Annotated in this window: 17 protein-coding genes and 1 other annotated feature; of the genes, 11 read left to right on the forward strand and 6 right to left on the reverse strand. The window is 46.5% G+C overall.

From position 1 onward, the window contains the following. Window positions 1–141 precede the first annotated feature (141 nt). From MMG82_RS02530 to MMG82_RS02545, 4 genes are all read left to right on the forward strand, one after another. Window positions 142–1,443: a DEAD/DEAH box helicase gene (locus tag MMG82_RS02530; RefSeq protein ID WP_037415712.1), complete on the forward strand. Its 1,302-nt coding sequence runs from the start codon at window positions 142–144 to the stop codon at window positions 1,441–1,443. A 346-nt stretch (window positions 1,444–1,789) separates the two neighbouring features. Then, window positions 1,790–2,434: a peroxiredoxin-like family protein gene (locus tag MMG82_RS02535; RefSeq protein ID WP_241406443.1), complete on the forward strand. Its 645-nt coding sequence runs from the start codon at window positions 1,790–1,792 to the stop codon at window positions 2,432–2,434. 136 nt (window positions 2,435–2,570) lie between these two features. Then, window positions 2,571–3,206: a DUF2913 family protein gene (locus MMG82_RS02540; protein ID WP_241406445.1), complete on the forward strand. Its 636-nt coding sequence runs from the start codon at window positions 2,571–2,573 to the stop codon at window positions 3,204–3,206. Window positions 3,207–3,324: 118 nt separating this feature from the next. After that, the gene (locus MMG82_RS02545; RefSeq protein WP_241406447.1) at window positions 3,325–4,074 is read left to right on the forward strand and encodes a transporter substrate-binding domain-containing protein; all 750 of its coding nucleotides are present in this window, start codon (window positions 3,325–3,327) and stop codon (window positions 4,072–4,074) included. Window positions 4,075–4,183: 109 nt separating this feature from the next. Here MMG82_RS02545 and MMG82_RS02550 read toward each other — a convergent pair whose 3' ends face one another. The 4 genes from MMG82_RS02550 to MMG82_RS02565 form a co-directional block, all read right to left on the reverse strand. Beyond that, on the reverse strand, window positions 4,184–4,492 hold the full coding sequence (locus MMG82_RS02550; protein WP_037416089.1) for a ribbon-helix-helix domain-containing protein: 309 nt from the start codon (window positions 4,490–4,492) through the stop codon (window positions 4,184–4,186). A gap of 127 nt (window positions 4,493–4,619) precedes the next feature. After that, the gene (locus MMG82_RS02555) at window positions 4,620–5,180 is read right to left on the reverse strand and encodes a DJ-1/PfpI family protein (RefSeq protein ID WP_241406448.1); all 561 of its coding nucleotides are present in this window, start codon (window positions 5,178–5,180) and stop codon (window positions 4,620–4,622) included. A gap of 160 nt (window positions 5,181–5,340) precedes the next feature. After that, window positions 5,341–7,119, reverse strand: coding sequence for a flotillin domain-containing protein (locus MMG82_RS02560; RefSeq protein ID WP_144345775.1), 1,779 nt, complete (start codon window positions 7,117–7,119; stop codon window positions 5,341–5,343). A gap of 33 nt (window positions 7,120–7,152) precedes the next feature. Then, window positions 7,153–7,788, reverse strand: a complete 636-nt coding sequence (locus MMG82_RS02565; protein ID WP_241406449.1) for a YqiJ family protein — start codon at window positions 7,786–7,788, stop codon at window positions 7,153–7,155. 280 nt (window positions 7,789–8,068) lie between these two features. Between MMG82_RS02565 and MMG82_RS02570 the strand changes: the two genes are divergently transcribed. The 5 genes from MMG82_RS02570 to MMG82_RS02590 all read left to right on the forward strand — a co-directional run bounded on the left by MMG82_RS02570 (window position 8,069) and on the right by MMG82_RS02590 (window position 11,424). After that, a complete protein-coding gene (locus tag MMG82_RS02570; RefSeq protein ID WP_241406450.1) occupies window positions 8,069–9,574 on the forward strand; it encodes a carboxypeptidase M32 in 1,506 nt (501 codons plus the stop codon). A 160-nt stretch (window positions 9,575–9,734) separates the two neighbouring features. Beyond that, complete coding sequence (locus tag MMG82_RS02575) at window positions 9,735–10,229, forward strand: GNAT family N-acetyltransferase (protein ID WP_037415676.1); 495 nt, start codon at window positions 9,735–9,737, stop codon at window positions 10,227–10,229. Then, entirely contained in the window at window positions 10,229–10,579 is a 351-nt protein-coding gene (locus MMG82_RS02580; RefSeq protein WP_037415674.1) for a DMT family protein, read from the forward strand. The genes MMG82_RS02575 and MMG82_RS02580 overlap by 1 nt, the downstream gene beginning before the upstream one ends. Before the next feature lie 38 nt (window positions 10,580–10,617). After that, complete coding sequence (locus MMG82_RS02585; RefSeq protein ID WP_011071581.1) at window positions 10,618–10,875, forward strand: DUF2960 domain-containing protein; 258 nt, start codon at window positions 10,618–10,620, stop codon at window positions 10,873–10,875. Window positions 10,876–10,914: 39 nt separating this feature from the next. Beyond that, a complete protein-coding gene (locus tag MMG82_RS02590) occupies window positions 10,915–11,424 on the forward strand; it encodes an RDD family protein (RefSeq protein ID WP_069454493.1) in 510 nt (169 codons plus the stop codon). Window positions 11,425–11,501: 77 nt separating this feature from the next. Here MMG82_RS02590 and lptG read toward each other — a convergent pair whose 3' ends face one another. Next, complete coding sequence (gene lptG / locus MMG82_RS02595; protein WP_037425424.1) at window positions 11,502–12,560, reverse strand: LPS export ABC transporter permease LptG; 1,059 nt, start codon at window positions 12,558–12,560, stop codon at window positions 11,502–11,504. After that, a complete protein-coding gene (gene lptF / locus MMG82_RS02600; protein WP_037415652.1) occupies window positions 12,557–13,669 on the reverse strand; it encodes an LPS export ABC transporter permease LptF in 1,113 nt (370 codons plus the stop codon). The genes lptG and lptF overlap by 4 nt, the downstream gene beginning before the upstream one ends. Window positions 13,670–13,924: 255 nt before the next feature. Here lptF and pepA point away from each other — a divergent pair, with 255 nt between their 5' ends. Beyond that, the gene (pepA, locus tag MMG82_RS02605; protein ID WP_241406451.1) at window positions 13,925–15,433 is read left to right on the forward strand and encodes a leucyl aminopeptidase; all 1,509 of its coding nucleotides are present in this window, start codon (window positions 13,925–13,927) and stop codon (window positions 15,431–15,433) included. A gap of 213 nt (window positions 15,434–15,646) precedes the next feature. Then, window positions 15,647–15,765 (forward strand) — a sequence feature (Phe leader region). A 37-nt stretch (window positions 15,766–15,802) separates the two neighbouring features. Beyond that, entirely contained in the window at window positions 15,803–17,803 is a 2,001-nt protein-coding gene (locus MMG82_RS02610; protein ID WP_047538027.1) for a chorismate mutase, read from the forward strand. Window positions 17,804–17,882 lie beyond the last annotated feature (79 nt).

Genomic DNA, 17,882 nt, shown 5'->3' on the forward strand with positions numbered 1-17,882 from the left:
CCATTTTTCTGACCGCTAAGCGTTAGAAAGGCACAAACAAGTGCGTTAACGTTCGCCCATGGCAGAATACTTTGCTGTAAAAGTGTCTGTAGTAGGGTGAGGCGCTTGAATGATTGAATGAGTGAATGACAGGAATCCAAAATGAGATTTGAATCTTTTAGTTTTTGCCCCGAGATTTTACGCGCTATCTCAGATTGCGGTTATCAAAAAATGACACCGATTCAGCAGCAAGCGATCCCAGCCATCCGCCGCGGCCAAGATGTGCTCGCCAGCGCGCAAACCGGCACAGGTAAAACCGCCGCCTTCGCACTGCCGATCCTACAAAAAATGGTTGAAAACCCAAGTGAAACCTTAAAATCTAACACGCGGGTATTAATCCTCACTCCGACTCGCGAACTTGCCGCCCAAGTAGCAGAAAACGTTGAAGCCTACAGCAAGTATTTAAATTTCAGCGTATTAACGATCTACGGTGGCGTAAAAGTTGAGACTCAAGCGCAAAAGTTAAAACGCGGTGCCGATATTATTGTCGCGACCCCTGGCCGTTTACTTGAGCACCTTACCGCCTGCAACTTAAGTCTGTCCAGCGTTGACTTTTTAGTGCTCGATGAAGCCGACCGTATGCTAGATATGGGCTTTAGTGCCGACATTCAAAAAATTCTTCAAGCGGTCAACAAGAAGCGTCAAAACCTACTGTTTTCAGCCACCTTCTCCAGCGCAGTGAAAAAACTGGCTAACGAGATGATGGTCAAACCCCAAGTGATCAGCGCCGATAAACAAAACACGACAGCCGATACCGTTAGCCAAGTGGTGTATCCGGTAGAGCAGCGTCGTAAACGCGAGCTATTATCGGAGTTGATTGGTAAGAAAAACTGGCAACAAGTGTTAGTGTTTACCGCGACCCGCGATGCAGCGGATACTCTGGTTAAAGAATTAAATTTAGATGGTATTCCCTCTGAAGTCGTCCACGGTGAAAAAGCCCAAGGTAGCCGTCGCCGTGCGCTGCGCGAATTTGTATCCGGTAAAGTACGTGTGCTAGTGGCGACCGAAGTGGCCGCCCGCGGTTTAGATATTCCCAGCCTTGAGTATGTGGTCAACTTCGACTTACCCTTCCTTGCCGAAGACTATGTTCACCGTATCGGCCGTACTGGCCGTGCAGGTAAATCTGGGGTTGCGATTTCATTTGTGAGCCGTGAAGAAGAACGCACCCTGGCGGATATTGAAAAGCTAATCGGCCAAAAAATTCGCCGCATTACCGTGCCAGGATATGAGGTCGGTAGCCGTGAGTTGTTGTTAAAACAGCTACAAACTCGCCGTAGTTTTGCCAAAAAACAACAGCGACTCGACAACGTCAGCGAGCAGATCATCGCCGAAAAAAGCATGCAGGGCCGCCGCGTGAAAATGAAAGTTGGTCAAGCCCCAAGCAAAGGCAAAAAACTCAAATAATTCACACAATGTTCTGTTGATAAATATCTTAACGCGCTAATTTAACACACGAATAATAATGTTAAAGCGTCCTTAAACGGACGCTTTTTTATTACCATTTAAAACCTATCTGACTCAGAGTGATTTGCGGACATATTGTTCTTATTGCAATATCCGAGTGATAGCACTGATTAACAAACCCAATAAATAACGACAAATACTGCAATAAATTTCGCATCTCGCCGTTCTTATTTCTACGTTTACCACCCATGCTCAGTCCACCCAAGCACACAGGCTAATAACGGTTTACCGTTAACAGCAGAATATTTAATTGAAACAAAAACTAATGACAAGGAGATATGCTCTAATGCAGTCCACACTACAGCGCTTTTTACTGACCATCAGCCTACTGCTCGGCAGTTTTAGCACGCTCGCTCAACCTATCGCTAAAGATGAATATTCGGTTAGACCACTACTCAATGGCGAGCAAATCCCAGCAATCTCTTTGCAAGACATGAATGGCCAAAATGTTGATTTAGCGAAATTAACGGCACAAAAACCAACGATTTTCTTCTTTTACCGTGGCGGCTGGTGCCCGTTTTGCAATAACCAAATGGGACAATTAAAAGCGATCGAGCCAAAACTCATTGAAATGGGTTTTCAATTAGTGGGTATATCACCCGATACGCCAGGACAGTTAAAAGCCTCGGCGGCGAAAAATGAGCTCAAATACTTGCTCCTTTCCGATGAAAAAATGCAGGCATCGCAAGCCTTTGGCCTTGCTTTTTATACCAGCAAGCAAGTTACTGAGACTTACCTGAGCCGCTTAAAACTGGATAATCCTCTTTGGACAACGCCCGAAGGCGATAAAAGATTAGTCCTGCCAGTACCGGCAATTTATATCGCCGATACTCAAGGATTAATCCATTTCCAATATGTGAATCCCAACTACAAGGTGAGACCTGCGCCTAAGTTGATTCTGACGGCGGCTAGCCTCGTAGGTGCGCCATAATAATCATATCCCCTCCCCCAAGCAGCCGCTAAGAATCGTTATCGATTTAGCGACTGCTTTGCTAAACTAGCTCCGCCGCAATAAATATCGCCCCAATTTAATCAGATCAATCCCTTTAGCCCGCGGCGGAGCCACAATGAATTCTCAAACCTATAATCAAGCCATACTCGAACTCGCACTGGCGGGGCTTACCGATTTAACCACTTCAGCTCAAGCTAAAAAAGCCCAACGCACACCCGCACAGGAAAGCCATTTTTTATGCAACTGGATGGTTGAAGCCCTGAAGGAAAAACGCTTTTCAAAATTGGTTGCTGAAGATCTGACCACGTGGATCCGTATGGCTCGCAGCCAAGGTGCTGGCGCCGAACTTAAGCGGTTATTGGAAAGAATTGTTCATCAATATCAGAGCGTTGAAAACTCGCAACTCGCATTAGGTACAGCCTTAAATGCCATGATTGCCGAGTTGACTGAGCGCGAGTGGTTAGTGTTTACCGATACCGAAATTAATACGAAACTGAAGCTAGACGGCGATGGCCAATCGAGCTTAGTCATTGATGTAAAAGAATTTACCCAGCATATTCAAGATAATCAGCTCATCAAACCCATCAACTTATATGTCCGTGCCGATGAGCAACAGTTGACTCAAATCGCCCTCTCCCATGGTTTGCTGATAAGCCAGGGCAATAAGAAAACGAGTCTTATCAAACACCATAAGACCTATCGAATTTATCCTCACAATCAGCAACCTGCATTGTGCCAACTGTTGGCTTAACGGCTTAAAACTGCTTGAATAGGTAAACTGCGCCACAGATAACCATTTTTTCACAACGAAAGAATACAATGTAGCGTAGTAACCACTAAGCTCGATCAACCAAGGAGTGAAGGACTCGATGGGTAAAGGAAGTATTCTCTATCGTTGCCTCGTTAAAGGCGTTTTATTACTGATTTTGTTTGCCCCTCAGTCCTATGCAGAACAACTCAGGTACAACATTACTGGCTCATATTCTTGGTATCCGTATTTTATTGCCAATCAACCCGATGCTCCGGGAATAATTTCTGAATTAATTCCGCAGATTTTATCCTTAGCGAATATTGAGGGAGAAAATCTGTCCTTGCCGCCCAAACGGACGAACAACGCCCTTGAAACGGGTCAATTAGATTTTGATGTGGTTAGCCCCAGTTGGTTTGAAAACCAAGATTTTGGTCCCTTATTCGTGAAATCCGATCCCATCATGCCTATCACTGAGTACGTAGTGACCAGACCCGAAAATGTTGAATCCTTTAAAGAAATCACTGGAATTAAAGGCAAGCAAATCGGTACCGTCAGGGGATATTTGTACCATGACGACAAGGAGTTTATCCGTGTCGATTTTACCTCTGAACAAGAGTTGATTAAGGCATTAGATAAACACCGCATCACGGCCATTATCTCGGGTAACTATCCCGCCTTATATTGGTCAAACAAGCTTAAGATCCCCGTTGGATTAGCCGCGGTGCATTCTGATGGCGTACTGGTGCTAAGGCTACGGAAAGAGCATGCTGCTCTACTACCTGCGCTCAATCACGCAATAGCGCAGCTAAAAGCCAATGGAAAAGTAGAGCAGATTATCAACAAATATACCCAAGCCTTCGCAAGCTAAATCGATAAAAGCTCATGTTTCCAAGTACTCACAAGAAAATGGCTCTGCAATAACGCGGCAAGTATGCAGCAACTTTAGTCTTTTCAAATCGCAAAGATGCAATGGATATTCAAGAGGATTTCGCGTTTAGTGCAACCTTAGGTTTTAACACCAAACGCTGCCCCTGATTAAGATGGGTTGTGCAGGCGACCCGCAATAAAGAAGCAAAGTTAGCCACTTCTCCGTGGCGAGTTAACACCTCTCGGTAAATACGGGTTAAAAATACCGCTACACTGAGCTCGGCATCTTCGGCAATCTCTTCAATAATCTGCCAAAAAATCGCTTCTAGCCGAACGCTCGTCACCACACCATCGATGCGAATGGAGCGGGTTTTGAGTTCAAACAGTTCGGGTTCGGCACCGGAATAGATTTCACACACAATATTACTCCCCAAGCAGCTATTGCGCTTTGCTCCAGCCATTGCGCCTTGCTTAAGTCCCCAGCGAATACTCAACTTAAGCCTCTACCCGAACTGTTATGCCATAAATTACACAGGATGAATATCGTTAATTCAATAACTTGTTAAACTGCGCCAACCATGCAGGATGCGCTGGCCATGCGGGCGCGGTAACTAATTTGCCATCGGTAATTGCCGCAGTGACTTCAATATCACAATATTCAGCGCCAGCTTGTTTCACCTCGGGCGCGCAAGCGGGATAGGCTGACACTTTTTTACCGCGAACCACATTGGCCGCCGTGAGTAACTGTGCGCCATGGCAAATAGCCGCAATCGGTTTATCTTGGGCGGCAAATTCTGCCACGAGGGCAATCACCGCAGGGTTTAGGCGTAAATACTCTGGCGCCCTACCACCTGGAAGCAACAGCGCATCAAAATCACGCGCGTTCGAACCAGCAAAATTGCCATTTAAGGCAAATAAGTGTCCTGGTTTTTCGGTATAGGTTTGGTCGCCTTCAAAGTCATGAATTGCCGTTTTAATGGTTTGCCCCGCCACTTTATCGGGACAAACAACCGTGACACTGTGACCCACCATTTGCAGGGCTTGGAACGGTACCATTAACTCGTAATCTTCAACAAAATCACCGGCGATAATCAAAATATTGGCCATGAGAAACTCCTTTTATTCGATAAGGGAAAACGCAACAGCGGATTTCACTCTACTCCGACCATTAAATTTAGGGTAATAGTGGAATACTACAAATCGATACAGCCGTTTCAGGCATAAAAAAGCGCCCGTAGGCGCTTTAGTCTTTGGTGATTGACCACTCTTAATTATTTATCTTTGGTTCAATCATGGCCTGTTGCTGACTATAACCATTCAGCCCTGTGTTGGCCGATTTCACCACATTTAAGGCCTCGGTCGTCAGTGCATTATTGCCATTGAGCAGATCGTTCAAAGTGCCAGAATCCGCTTGGACTAAGCCTAATTCACGTAGCATGGCATCAACAACTGGCGCATTGGCGCGATAGTTTAAGGCTGCGCTAGTCACTTGTTCAGCGATACCACCTTGGTTGATCGCGGAACCATCACCACCCGTAGCAAATTGATGACCAACACCATAACCTTGAAGAATTTTAATACCTTCGATGTTTTCCAATGGTTTAACCGCTTGAGCAACAATTTCTGGCAAGGCTTTTAAGATCGCAAGGGATTTTTGCAGCGCAATCTGCTCATCACGTAGCACGTTTTCGGCTTCGTACAGAGCTTGTTTACCAGCCGCTTCAACGGCATAGACTTTTTCATCCGCCTCGGCTTGCAGTTTTTTCGCATCGGCACTGGCACGCGCTTCAATCAAAATCGCACTCGATCTGTCTTCCGCGGCACGTTTCTCGGCTTCAGCTTGCACTGTCACACCAACAGCATCACGCTCCGCTTCCTTACGGGCATCAATCACTTCAATTTCTTTGCGACGATTGGCTTCGGCTATTTGGCGCGCTGTAATTACCGCTTCCTCTTTCTCCACTTTCAGCTTTTCCGCTTCTGCTGCGCGGGCACGGGCGGCCGACTCTTCTTCCGATTTAGCGGCTACCGCGATGTGTTTTTCCTGCTCGGCGACTTCGATATCACGTTGCTGTTGAATACGCGCCTGTTCGATAGATTTACGTTTTTCAATCTCGCGGGTTTCAATATCTTTGGTCTTTTCAATTTCCGCGGTTTCGATAGCACGTTCTTTGGCAATTTCGGCTTCACGTTCTTCACGCGCTTTGTTTTCTTTTTGCTTAATAATTTCAGCTTTTTGCTCTGCGCGCTTAAATTCGAGTGACTGTTGCTGGATAAGACGTGCTTCTTCTTCCGACTTTTCAATCTCCAGCGATTCTTTTTCAGCCTCTAAGTTACGCTGCTCAATCTTAATGCGGTTTTCCTGCTGAATATCGTTCGTTTCTTTACGCTTTTCTTCAATGATTTTAGCTAGACGCGCGCGACCTTCTGCATCGAATGCGTTGTTTTCATTGAAAAACTGCAAGTCGGTTTGGTCAAATCCCGTCAAGGAAACGGATTCAAGTTCTAAACCGTTTTTCTCTAAATCGTTGGCAACGTTATTCTGCACCCGTTGTACAAAATCGGCTCGCTGCTCATGCATCTCAGTCATGGTCATTTCAGCCGCAACGGCACGCAACACGTCGACAAACTTAGATTCCATCAGCTTTTTCAGCTCTTCCACCCGCGTGGTACGGGTACCTAAGGTTTGTGCCGCCATCGAAATGCCATCAGCATTAGGTGCCACCCGCAAATAAAAGTCTGCTTTAACATCAACCCGCATACGATCTTTGGTGATCAGTGCATCTTTTTGAGTTTTTTCCACTTCGATACGCAGGGTATTCATGTTCACTGCAATGGTTTCATGCAGCACGGGCAAGACGATTGCGCCGCCGTCTTTAATGATTTTTTCACCACCAAAACCAGTACGCACAAAGGCCATTTCCTTCGTTGCCCGTTTGTATAACTTGGCGAAAATCAGACTAATCACAATCAGGCCAATCAATACCATTGCGGCAACCAACAACACAAAATTGCTCGAACTGGTGACTTCGTTTAACACATCCATTTGCTTTCCTTCTTCGTTAATAGCTTTGGAAAATCAATTATCAAAGCGAGTCGCAGACCACACTCTTCCCTCTCTTTTAAGCAGCACCACTTGAGTACCACTGGCAAACTCGATACCTGAGGTTTCAGGCTCGACTAATACATAATGTTTTTGTTGATGTTTATCGCGAACAACGGCTTCCGATGGCATGCCTTTAATGGCACAACCTAAGGTGATAGTGCCAACATAACCGCTTAAGTCATCAAGGGAGATGGCGGTAGATTCATTTTTGGGGAGCAAATCGGCCAGTACTCGGCCAAGATAGCGACAAGACAATGCACTGCCGACTATGGCGATAGGTAAGGTAAATAGTTGCGGCAGCAAGGTAGCCGAGACTATTAAGCTAATGTAATTAACGAGATAGCCTGCAATGGCAAAACTGGTTAGTGCCAGCACAAACCAGATAAGCAGCGGCAAACGATTGAGACAAAGCCAGCCAGCAATCCCTGTGAGTCCGCTACCACTAATATCAGCATCATACTCAACATCAGCAGGCACCCACTGGTCTAAGGCGCTCATCATACTTAATCCTATGACGAGTGATAAGGCTTCAAAAACACCAAGGACAAGCACACAGGCGAAGGCAATTGTGTAAGGTAGGTTAGGCTGTTCAACTAAAAACGCCCACATAGTCATCTCCTTGAACGATACAGCAGTCCATTTACTTCACTGTAATTATCAACTTACGAGTGACAGCATAGCAAGGCAAGCTTAGTTTCCAAACAAAAATTTATCCTAAAGCAGATTTGAATAACTCCCCATTACGCCATAATGGCGTGAGCCGTTATGGTCAATAATGTTCACGTCCTCCCTTTAGGGGTCTAGTGTGCTTTTGACTGCATGATATTATCATGCTGTTACTGTTATTTTTCGTGCTAATAGATAACGACCGCACCTTAAGATTGAGTCTATGGATACCGCTATGAACACCAAACAACCTACGCCAAGTTACGATAAACTTACGGCGCATTTCCAGAAAATTTCACATTTTGAACATTTTAGTGCGCTAGGTGATTGGGATCAGGCAGCAATGATGCCCTTGGGCGGCGGCAGTGAGCGTGGCGATGCCATGGCTGAACTCGCATTGCATATCCATACCCTTAAAACGTCCCCTCACCTTGGTGATAATCTCGCTCTTGCCGCGCAAGAAGCGCTTACCTCAGAACAACACGCCAACCTAAGGGAAATGCAATATCAGTATCAACAGGCGACTCTAGTGCCGGGTGAGCTGGTTCAAGCCAAAACCAAGATGGCCTATCAGTGTGAAAATGCCTGGCGTGAGCAACGTAAAAACAATGATTGGCAAGGCTTTAAACCTAATCTTAAGGCGATAATCGCCCTTGCGAGGGAAGAAGCTTTAATCCGCGCTCAAGCGCAAAATATTTCCCCCTATGATGCCCTGCTCGATAAATTTGAGCCTGGCATGACTACCGCCAAGCTTGAGCAAACCTTTGGTAATTTAAAAATTTGGCTACCCACGCTCATCCAAAATGTACTCGAAAAACAAGCCGGTGAGCCAACACTTAAGCTTAACGGCCCCTTCGATATCATGGCGCAGCAAGCCCTTGGCCTCGATGTGATGGCCTATTTAGGGTTTGATTTTAACCATGGCAGGCTCGATATCAGTAGTCACCCATTCTGTGGCGGTGTACCGAGTGATGTGCGCATTACGATGCGCTATAACCAAGCCGATTTTAGCAGCGCTATCATGGGCATAGTGCATGAAACTGGTCACGCCCGTTATGAACAGGGCTTACCAAAACAATGGCGCGGTCAACCCGCAGGACTGGCTCGTTCCATGGGCGTCCATGAGAGCCAAAGCTTATTTTGTGAAATGCAGCTCGGTGCCAATCCCGCGTTTTTACGCCAATTACAACCACTGATTAAACAGCATTTGGGCTGTGAGTTTAGCGCCCAAGACTTGGCAAGACACTATACCCGCGTCAATCCCGGGCTTATCCGTGTCGATGCCGATGAAGTCACTTACCCTTGCCACATTCTATTGCGCTTTGAAGCCGAAAAAGCCTTTATCGACGGTAGCCTAAGCGTGGATGACCTCCCTGATTTTTGGTCAAGCCAGATGCAACAACTTCTCGGGATCAATACCGAGGGTAACTATCGCGATGGTTGCATGCAGGATATCCATTGGGCCGTAGGTGAATTGGGATATTTCCCAAGTTATACCTTAGGCGCCATGTATGCCGCCCAATGCCGTTTTGCGCTGGAGCGAAGCTTAGGTCCGATTGAAAACCTTATCGATAATGGGCAGTTATCCCAAGTATTTGACTGGCTTGGAAGCCATATTTGGTCCAAAGGCTCATTACTGACAACGGATGAACTCATCATTCAAGCCACAGGCGAGCCGTTAAACAGTCAATATCTGGCTAAGCATTTAACTCAACGCTATTTGGGCTAAATGCAGTAGCGCTAGGTCATAAAGCGTTGGCAATAACACTCTAGCGCTTAGACTTGGCGCAATCGCATCACTATCGGAGTTTCAAAGCTTTTGCTGCGATTTGGGTATATAATCCCGGACTTATTTATTCAAACTGCTTTTGGACGGAAAAAGGTCGACCATGTTACTGCGTGCAATCACCCCACAGGATTGGGATGCTATTTTACAGATCCAGGAAGAATGTTATTCTCAACTAGATCCTGAACCCCTGCATGTATTGCAAAGCAAGTGGCACGTCTCACCTCAATCCTGCTTTGTATTTGAGGTAAATGACTCAGTGGTGGGCTATTGTCTTGCTCATCCTTGGACCACCAATATGCCTCCCGCACTTTATGAGCCAATCACCCATTTACCTAAGGCCGATACTTTGTATCTGCACGATATTGCGATATCGGCAAAGGCTCAAGGTTTAGGCGCTGGGTCTAAAGCCTTAATGCGTCTAAAGCAGCTTGCCGATCGCTTTAACTTGAGCTCCCTCTCCTTAGTGGCGGTGCAAGGCGCTGATAGCTATTGGCGCAAAATGGGCTTTAAACCTAAAGCCATAGAGAAATGCCTTGGTAGCTACACTGATGATGCCATGTACATGATTTATAAACTTAATCATCGAGAAGAATGATGAATCCAACCCTGACGACTATCGGTTTACTCTGTCTTAGCAATATTTTTATGACCTTTGCTTGGTACGGACATTTAAAGTCCTTAGGCTCAAAGCCTTGGATTATCGCTGCCTTGGTCAGTTGGGGCATCGCCCTGTTTGAATACCTACTGCAAGTGCCGGCTAACCGTATCGGCTACACAGTGATGAATGTCGGACAATTAAAAATCCTACAGGAAGTCATTACCTTAAGCTTGTTTGTGCCCTTCGCCTACTTCTACATGAAGGAACCACTGAAACTCGATTATCTCTGGGCGGGTCTGTGCATCCTCGGTGCGGTGTATTTTATTTTTAGAAGCGAATTTAATTAATTTCAGAACCATTTCAGGACTTATTTCAGGAGAAAACCATGGCGCGTCAAGTGACTTACACCTTCAAAGGTGAGACGAAAACCATTGCCTTTAGTTATGCTAAACATCACGATTTATACGAGGCCGTAGCGGAGGCCGAAGGTATAGACTTAACCAAGTTTCTGGCGATGGAGCAACAAATTGCCATGACCTCACGCAAAGGCGCCAAGGCTGAAAAAGATTATCGCAAAGTCGAATTTGCTCGCTTTGGGTTTAGCAATATCCACTTTGTACGTGATGAAGAACCAGAAGCTTAAACCTTATCGTCATTTATCCATTTAGAATTAGGATCGCCGATGTTAAATGCTGAACATGCCAACTTTCCCCGCGCCGGATTCTTTCGCCGCCTAGGGGCAATGATCTATGACCTACTGCTAGCGGTAGCCGTATATATGTTTTCGGGCGCTATTGGCTTTGGTATTTTTTTTGGACTCACAGCCTCTGGCCTCGTTAGCATGAATGGCTTTGAGCATGTGTCCGACGCCCTCAATGGCACACCGATTTACCATGGGATTTATCAACTTTGGTTAGCGCTCTGCGTAGGTACTTTTTATGCGCTTTTTTGGAGTAAGGGCGGCCAAACCCTCGGGATGCGCGCCTGGCGCCTTAAGATCCAGCACCCAAACGGCCAAAATCTAAGCCTTATCACCGCTTACGCTCGCATTGTGTGGTCATTACTTGGTATTGGTAATCTGTGGGTGCTTATCAACGACGATAAACTCGCACTGCAGGATATGATGACCCGTTCTGAAGTAGTCGTGTTATCCAAAGAAGCTAACCAAATGCGTAATTGGCATGGCGCTTAAATTTAGCTTTTAGTCGCTTATAAAATTGTCCCAATAAAAAACGACGCCATTGCGTCGTTTTTTATTACCCGCGTTTATCACCGCCGGATAAAGTAAAAGGCAATACCCGTAAATAGTAGACTTGGCGCCATTGCCCCGACATACGCAGGTAGTTCATAAACGATACTCATGGGGCCAAATATCTCATTACTGATATAGAAGCTAAATCCAGCAACCACCCCGAGTAACACCCGCGCCCCCATAGTCACTGTCCGCAACGGTCCAAATACAAAGGATAACGCCACCAGCATCATCACCCCTACGGTAACAGGCTGCATCACCTTGCGCCAAAGGGCTAATTCGTAACGACTTGGGTCTTGACTATTGCTATTAAGATACTCTAAGTATCCCATTAGGCCGCGTATCGATAAGGCCTCAGGCTTAACCGATACCACACTGAGCTTGTCAGGCGTTAAACTTGAGCGCCAAATATCTTCATCTAAATGCTCAAGTTTCACTTCGTCGTAGCTTAAATCGGTACGCTTAACATCCGAGAGATGCCAACTATCTTTACTAAATAACGCACTTTTAGCATGCACGACATTGGTGAGTTTTAACTCACTGTTAAACTTATATAAAGTGATATTGTTGAGCTTATCGATATCCGCAACTTCACCAATATTCACGAACAAATCACCATCTTTTGCCCAAATACCTCGGTGAGATTTAATCAAACTGCCACCGGAGAGTTTGATGGCCTGAAGTTCATTAGCCTTTTGCTCCGCAATTGGAGCGCCCCACTCACCCAATGCCATTACCATCAGCATCAGCGGCACTGCAGTTTTCATCGCCGATAGCGTGATCTGCAAACGCGACATGCCCGATGCTTGCATGACGACAAGCTCCGAATTAGAGGCTAACATCCCCATACCGATCAAGGCACCTAACAGCACAGCCATCGGGAAAAACATTTCAATATCGCGGGGCACAAGGAATAGCACATAAATCCCCGCATCCATCATAGTGTAAGTGCCGCGGCCCACTAAGCGCAGTTGGTCCACCCACTTAATAATGCCCGACAAGCCCGTTAGCACTAGTAAACATAACGCCGAGGTGCTTAATAAAACTCGGGCGATATAAAGGTCTAAAATCTTCATGCAGCCACCTTTTTACGCGCCATTGCCGCTGATAAACGGGCAAATAGGGGCCTGTCTTTACCGAGCAGTAAAATCCCCATAATCAGTGCCGACAAATGGATCCACCACATGCCTAAATACTGTGGAATAACGCCATCTTGCAGCGCTTTACGACCCGCAACCATCAGACCAAAATAACCTAGGTACAAGAGAACAGCGGGGAGCATTTTGGCGAACTTGCCTTGTCGCACATTGACCCGAGCCAAAGGTACTGCAATTAAGGTCATAATAGGAATCGCCAACGGAATTGCTAGACGCCAATGAAACTCAGCCACTGCTTCAGAACCTTCTACTTTCATCAAGTCTGCCAGCGGTAAAGCTGAAAGTTTACGGCGACGTTCATCGACCTGTTGTTCTTTGATTTGCATCTTATAGCCACCAAATTCAATCATTTGGTAGTCTTTTTGTTGTGGGCTGCCCTGATAACGCACCCCATCATTGAGTTGTAACTGCTGTGAGCCATTTTGATCTTCATTAACGCGCCCCCCCTTAGCCACAACCACATTGGTTAAGCCTATTTCATCATTTGGATCGGGGAGTTGGGCCACAAATACTTTTTCAAGCTCATTATCCTTGCCAATGCGTTCGACAAACAGTACCGCACGGCCATTGGGGCTGGCCTGAAAACGCCCTTGCACGAGCGCGGCAAGGCCTGCTTCAGATTGTGCTTTCTCCAGCACTTGGTTTTGTTGCTCCTCCGCCCAAGGCGCAACATAAAGGGATAAATACCCAGTAAACAACATGTTAATAACGGCGAGAATCAAAGTTACTCGGGTAACATACCATTCACTCACACCAACACCGTGCAGAATGACCATTTCATTCTCGGCATACATGCGGCCATGGGCCATGAGGATCCCAAGGAACAGACTTAAAGGTAAAACCAGAACAACCAGATAGGGTAAGTTGAGGCCTATCAAGGTGGCGATGAGAGAAGCGGGAAATTCACCGTCTGAGGCGTCGGCTAATATGCGCACGAAATGCTGGCTAATAAAAATAGTTAACAGTACAAAAAGTACCGCAATTTGCGCCTTTAAAACTTCTCGAATAAGGTATCTAAATACAATCACAGGTAGGATCCGGTCTCTAAACTTATCTTTTTGCTGGTAACAGACTAACTTTCATGTAAACTGTTTACTTTTGGTAGTTTTCTGACCAACTTCAGGGGTTCCTGGCTTACATTAAATGTCACGGCTTTTTCACAAAAACGTGACTCAAGTGCCGAGAATAAATCACCTTTGGAGTAATAACTTAGGCCCTTTTCGGGACAAGCAGACATTATCCAATAAATATAAAAATTTGTCTTTAAGAATCTAGGAGTGCTCATGGAGTTTAGCGTAAAGAGCGGTAGCCCCGAAAAACAACGCTCAGCCTGCATCGTTGTCGGTGTTTATGAACCCCGCCGTCTATCCGGTATCGCCGAGCAATTAGACAAGATTAGCGAAGGTTATATCAGTAATCTACTGCGTCGCGGCGATTTAGAAGGTAAGCCTGGGCAGATGTTATTACTGCACCACGTTCCTAATGTATTGAGTGAACGAGTGCTGTTAGTCGGTTGCGGCAAAGAACGAGAACTAGACGAGCGCCAGTACAAGCAGATCATAACTAAAACCATCAACACCTTAAATGAAACAGGTTCAATGGAAGCGGTATGCTTCTTAACCGAGTTACACGTTAAAGGTCGCGATACCTATTGGAAAGTTCGCCAAGCGGTCGAAACCACCAATAGCAGTTTATACAGCTTTGATGCGCTCAAAACCCGTAAAGGTGAGACCCGTCGTCCGCTGCGTAAATTAGTATTTAATGTGCCAACACGTCGCGAATTAACCTTAGGTGAACGCGCGATTGAGCACGGCATGGCCGTTTCTGCCGGTATGCATTTATGCCGCGATGTGGCTAACATGCCGCCAAATATCTGCAATCCAGCCTATTTAGCCTCTCAAGCTCGCCAATTGGCCGAAGTTCACGAAAATCTACATGTATCAACTGTAGGTGAAGAGCAAATGGCGAAACTCGGCATGAACTCTTACCTTGCCGTAGGCCGCGCCAGCGCCAATGAATCCATTATGACAGTGATGGAATACAAGGGTGCCGTCGATAGCACGGAAAAACCTATCGTATTGATTGGTAAAGGCTTGACCTTCGATTCAGGCGGTATTTCATTAAAACCGGGCGAAGCCATGGATGAAATGAAATACGACATGGGTGGCGCTGCTGGTGTGATCGGCACCATGAAAGCCATTTGTGAAATGAAGCTACCAATCAACGTCGTCGGTATTCTCGCAGGTTGTGAAAACATGCCATCGGGCAACGCTTACCGCCCAGGTGACATTTTAACCACCATGTCAGGGCAAACTGTTGAAGTTCTGAACACCGACGCCGAAGGCCGTCTAGTATTGTGTGACGTGTTAACCTATGTTGAACGTTTCGATCCTGAATTAGTGATTGACACTGCTACGCTCACAGGCGCCTGCGTGATTGCCTTAGGTAAACATGCATCGGGTCTGTTCTCATCACATAATCCACTTGCGCATGAGCTACTCAATGCAGGTGAGCAGAGTGGTGACCGCGCATGGCGTATGCCACTGTGGGATGAGTACCAAGATATGCTCGATAGCCCATTTGCCGATATGACCAACTTAGGTGGTCGTCCAGCGGGCGCGATTACTGCGGCTTGTTTCCTCTCGCGTTTCACGAAAAAGTACAACTGGGCTCACCTAGATGTCGCAGGTACGGCGTGGAACAGCGGTGCCAATAAAGGTTCAACCGGCCGCCCAGTACCGATTTTGACTCAGTTCCTGATCAACCGTGCTGGCGTCGAATTAGGCGAATAATCCCTAACAAGACCAAAAGGCGAAGAAACATTTCTTCGCCTTTTTTATGCCGCAAAGAAAGCGAAATGCCACTGAGACTAATGCGATTAACTATCTGTTCATTCAATTTGATTTCGTGAGAAGAGTTAACAACAACCTAGATGTGAAAGAATACTGCTATTGAATATTTTTTGATTGACAGCCACGCCCTCGCCCTTTAGTTTTAGTCCCTATGAAAACAAATACCTTAGCGTTTTTTACTTTCTTTTTTACACCCCCACTCTAGGAGGCGGATTTACTGTGTAAAAACGAAAGTAAAAATCCAAAGCCTCCCACTGGGAGGCTTTTTCGTCTTAAACGCTTGAGAATCCGGCGGCAAATGAGGTCAGAATGCAAAAACCACAGCCTTTAAATCACACTCGAGAGCAAATAACCCAGCTCGACAATGAGCTTCTCTCGTTACTCGCCGAACGTCGCCGCTTAAGTCTTGAAGTGGCCCGCAGTAAAGAAGTAGATGTGAGACCCATTCGCGACACCCAAAGGGAAAAAGAACTGCTGGCAAGATTAGTGACGGCAGGGCGAGAAAAAGGCTTAGACGCCCATTATGTTATCTCGCTGTATCAAAGCATTATCGAAGACTCGGTACTGAATCAACAGGCTTATCTTCACGGCCGCGCGAACCCTGAAACGCAAAAACAACAATACTGTATCGCCTACCTTGGCGCCCGCGGCTCCTACTCTTACCTTGCCGCGTCTCGCTATTGCCAACGTCGTCAGGTTGAGATGCTCGACTTAGGCTGCCAAAGTTTCGATGAGATAGTCCAAGCCGTTGAGTCAGGCCACGCCGATTATGGCTTTTTGCCGATAGAAAACACTTCGTCCGGCTCAATCAACGAAGTGTATGACGTACTGCAACATACAAGCCTGTCCATCGTGGGCGAGACGACTATCGAAGTAAGCCATTGCCTATTGGGCAAACCGGGCAGCAAACTGAGCGATATCAAAACTGTTTATGCTCACCCACAGCCCATCAGTCAGTGCAGCCGCTATCTTAGCCAGCACAAAGGCTTAAGACTGGAATATTGCTCAAGCAGCGCCGAAGCCATGGAGAAGGTCAACCAGTCTACCGACAATAGCGCCGCTGCGATTGGTAGCACAGAAGGTGGCGCGCTGTACCAACTCGAGTCAATTGAATCTGGCCTTGCCAATCAAAAGATTAACCAAAGCCGCTTTATTGTTGTGGCTCGAAAAGCCGTAGCCGTACCCGAGCAATTGCCCGCAAAAACTACCCTGATTATGGCCACAGGCCAAAAGGCGGGTGCGTTGGTTGAAGCCCTATTGGTGCTCAAGGCGCATCAACTCAATATGAGCAAACTCGAATCTCGCCCAATCCCAGGCACCCCATGGGAAGAAATGTTTTATCTGGATATCGATGCCAATATTTCCAGCGAAGCCATGCAGCAAGGGCTCAAACAGCTCGAGAGGATCACGCGGTTTATCAAAGTATTGGGGTGTTACCCTTGCGAAACCGTAAAACCGACACAACTCAGCAATAGCCAATTGTTGATTGAACCTAATACCTCTAAAGCCGAAGTATTCAGTGAAGTAAGCACTAAGTCATCTCCCTATCGTTACACTAAGGCTTATAAGGCGCAGGCGAGTGAAATTCACTGCGGCCCCTTTACCATTGGCGCAGGCCATCTTGGTGCTATTGCCAAGATAACTCTGAGCAAAAGCCTGCTGTTAGAGTCGTCACCAGCCGTCTTATCCGCCTTTGAGCGCAGAGTGAAACAGCTAAAAGAAGCGGGTTTCCAAGCGGTGATTTTAGACGGATGCCACTCGCTCACCTCAGCAGAAGCCATCATCCCTAAGCTGCGCCAAACCCTGCATCAGTATGATTTGCTTTGTGTTATTGCCATCGAACAGGCGACGGATATGCCGTTGGCGACAGGCCATGCGGATATGTTGTTCTTAACGGGCAAACAAATGTTTAATCAGGCCTTGCTGACTCAGGCAGGCACCTTGCCAATCCCGCTATTCCTCGAACGTCACGATATGGCAAGCTATGAGGAGTTTATGGCGGCAACGGAGACGATTTTAAGCCAAGGTAACCAACAGCTTATCCTATGTGATTCTGGCATTCGTACCTATAACAATGCCAACTTACCCACCTTGGATTTAGCAAGCCTCATCCAAATTAAGGCCAACAGTCATCTCCCCATAGTAATTAACCCTTGTTATGCCATCAGCGAAGATGCGCTGCCACTGCAAACTCAAGGGATTAAACAGCTGAAAGCCGATGGCCTAGTGCTGAATTGCTCCCTCGAAGAAGATAAAGCACATGACTCATTGGCGCTGATGAGCGAGGTCGTAAGGGAGTTATACCGCTAATTTGCGTGTATAAGGATACTGAAGAACATACAGCCACGAATATCGTGGCTGTATTGTTTAGGGCTTTTAGGATTTTAGG

It is taken from the genome of Shewanella sp. MM_2022_3, from assembly GCF_022557375.1.
In the GTDB taxonomy this organism is placed as follows: domain Bacteria; phylum Pseudomonadota; class Gammaproteobacteria; order Enterobacterales; family Shewanellaceae; genus Shewanella; species Shewanella xiamenensis.

Coding starts and splice junctions, on each gene's coding strand:
- MMG82_RS02530 (WP_037415712.1), top strand. CDS start 142: ATGAGATTTGAATCTTTTAGTTTTTGCCCCGAGATTTTACGCGCTATC.
- MMG82_RS02535 (WP_241406443.1), top strand. CDS start 1,790: ATGCAGTCCACACTACAGCGCTTTTTACTGACCATCAGCCTACTGCTC.
- MMG82_RS02540 (WP_241406445.1), top strand. CDS start 2,571: ATGAATTCTCAAACCTATAATCAAGCCATACTCGAACTCGCACTGGCG.
- MMG82_RS02545 (WP_241406447.1), top strand. CDS start 3,325: ATGGGTAAAGGAAGTATTCTCTATCGTTGCCTCGTTAAAGGCGTTTTA.
- MMG82_RS02555 (WP_241406448.1), bottom strand. CDS start 5,180: ATGGCCAATATTTTGATTATCGCCGGTGATTTTGTTGAAGATTACGAG.
- MMG82_RS02560 (WP_144345775.1), bottom strand. CDS start 7,119: ATGGATGTGTTAAACGAAGTCACCAGTTCGAGCAATTTTGTGTTGTTG.
- MMG82_RS02565 (WP_241406449.1), bottom strand. CDS start 7,788: ATGTGGGCGTTTTTAGTTGAACAGCCTAACCTACCTTACACAATTGCC.
- MMG82_RS02570 (WP_241406450.1), top strand. CDS start 8,069: ATGGATACCGCTATGAACACCAAACAACCTACGCCAAGTTACGATAAA.
- MMG82_RS02575 (WP_037415676.1), top strand. CDS start 9,735: ATGTTACTGCGTGCAATCACCCCACAGGATTGGGATGCTATTTTACAG.
- MMG82_RS02580 (WP_037415674.1), top strand. CDS start 10,229: ATGAATCCAACCCTGACGACTATCGGTTTACTCTGTCTTAGCAATATT.
- MMG82_RS02585 (WP_011071581.1), top strand. CDS start 10,618: ATGGCGCGTCAAGTGACTTACACCTTCAAAGGTGAGACGAAAACCATT.
- MMG82_RS02590 (WP_069454493.1), top strand. CDS start 10,915: ATGTTAAATGCTGAACATGCCAACTTTCCCCGCGCCGGATTCTTTCGC.
- lptG (WP_037425424.1), bottom strand. CDS start 12,560: ATGAAGATTTTAGACCTTTATATCGCCCGAGTTTTATTAAGCACCTCG.
- pepA (WP_241406451.1), top strand. CDS start 13,925: ATGGAGTTTAGCGTAAAGAGCGGTAGCCCCGAAAAACAACGCTCAGCC.
- MMG82_RS02610 (WP_047538027.1), top strand. CDS start 15,803: ATGCAAAAACCACAGCCTTTAAATCACACTCGAGAGCAAATAACCCAG.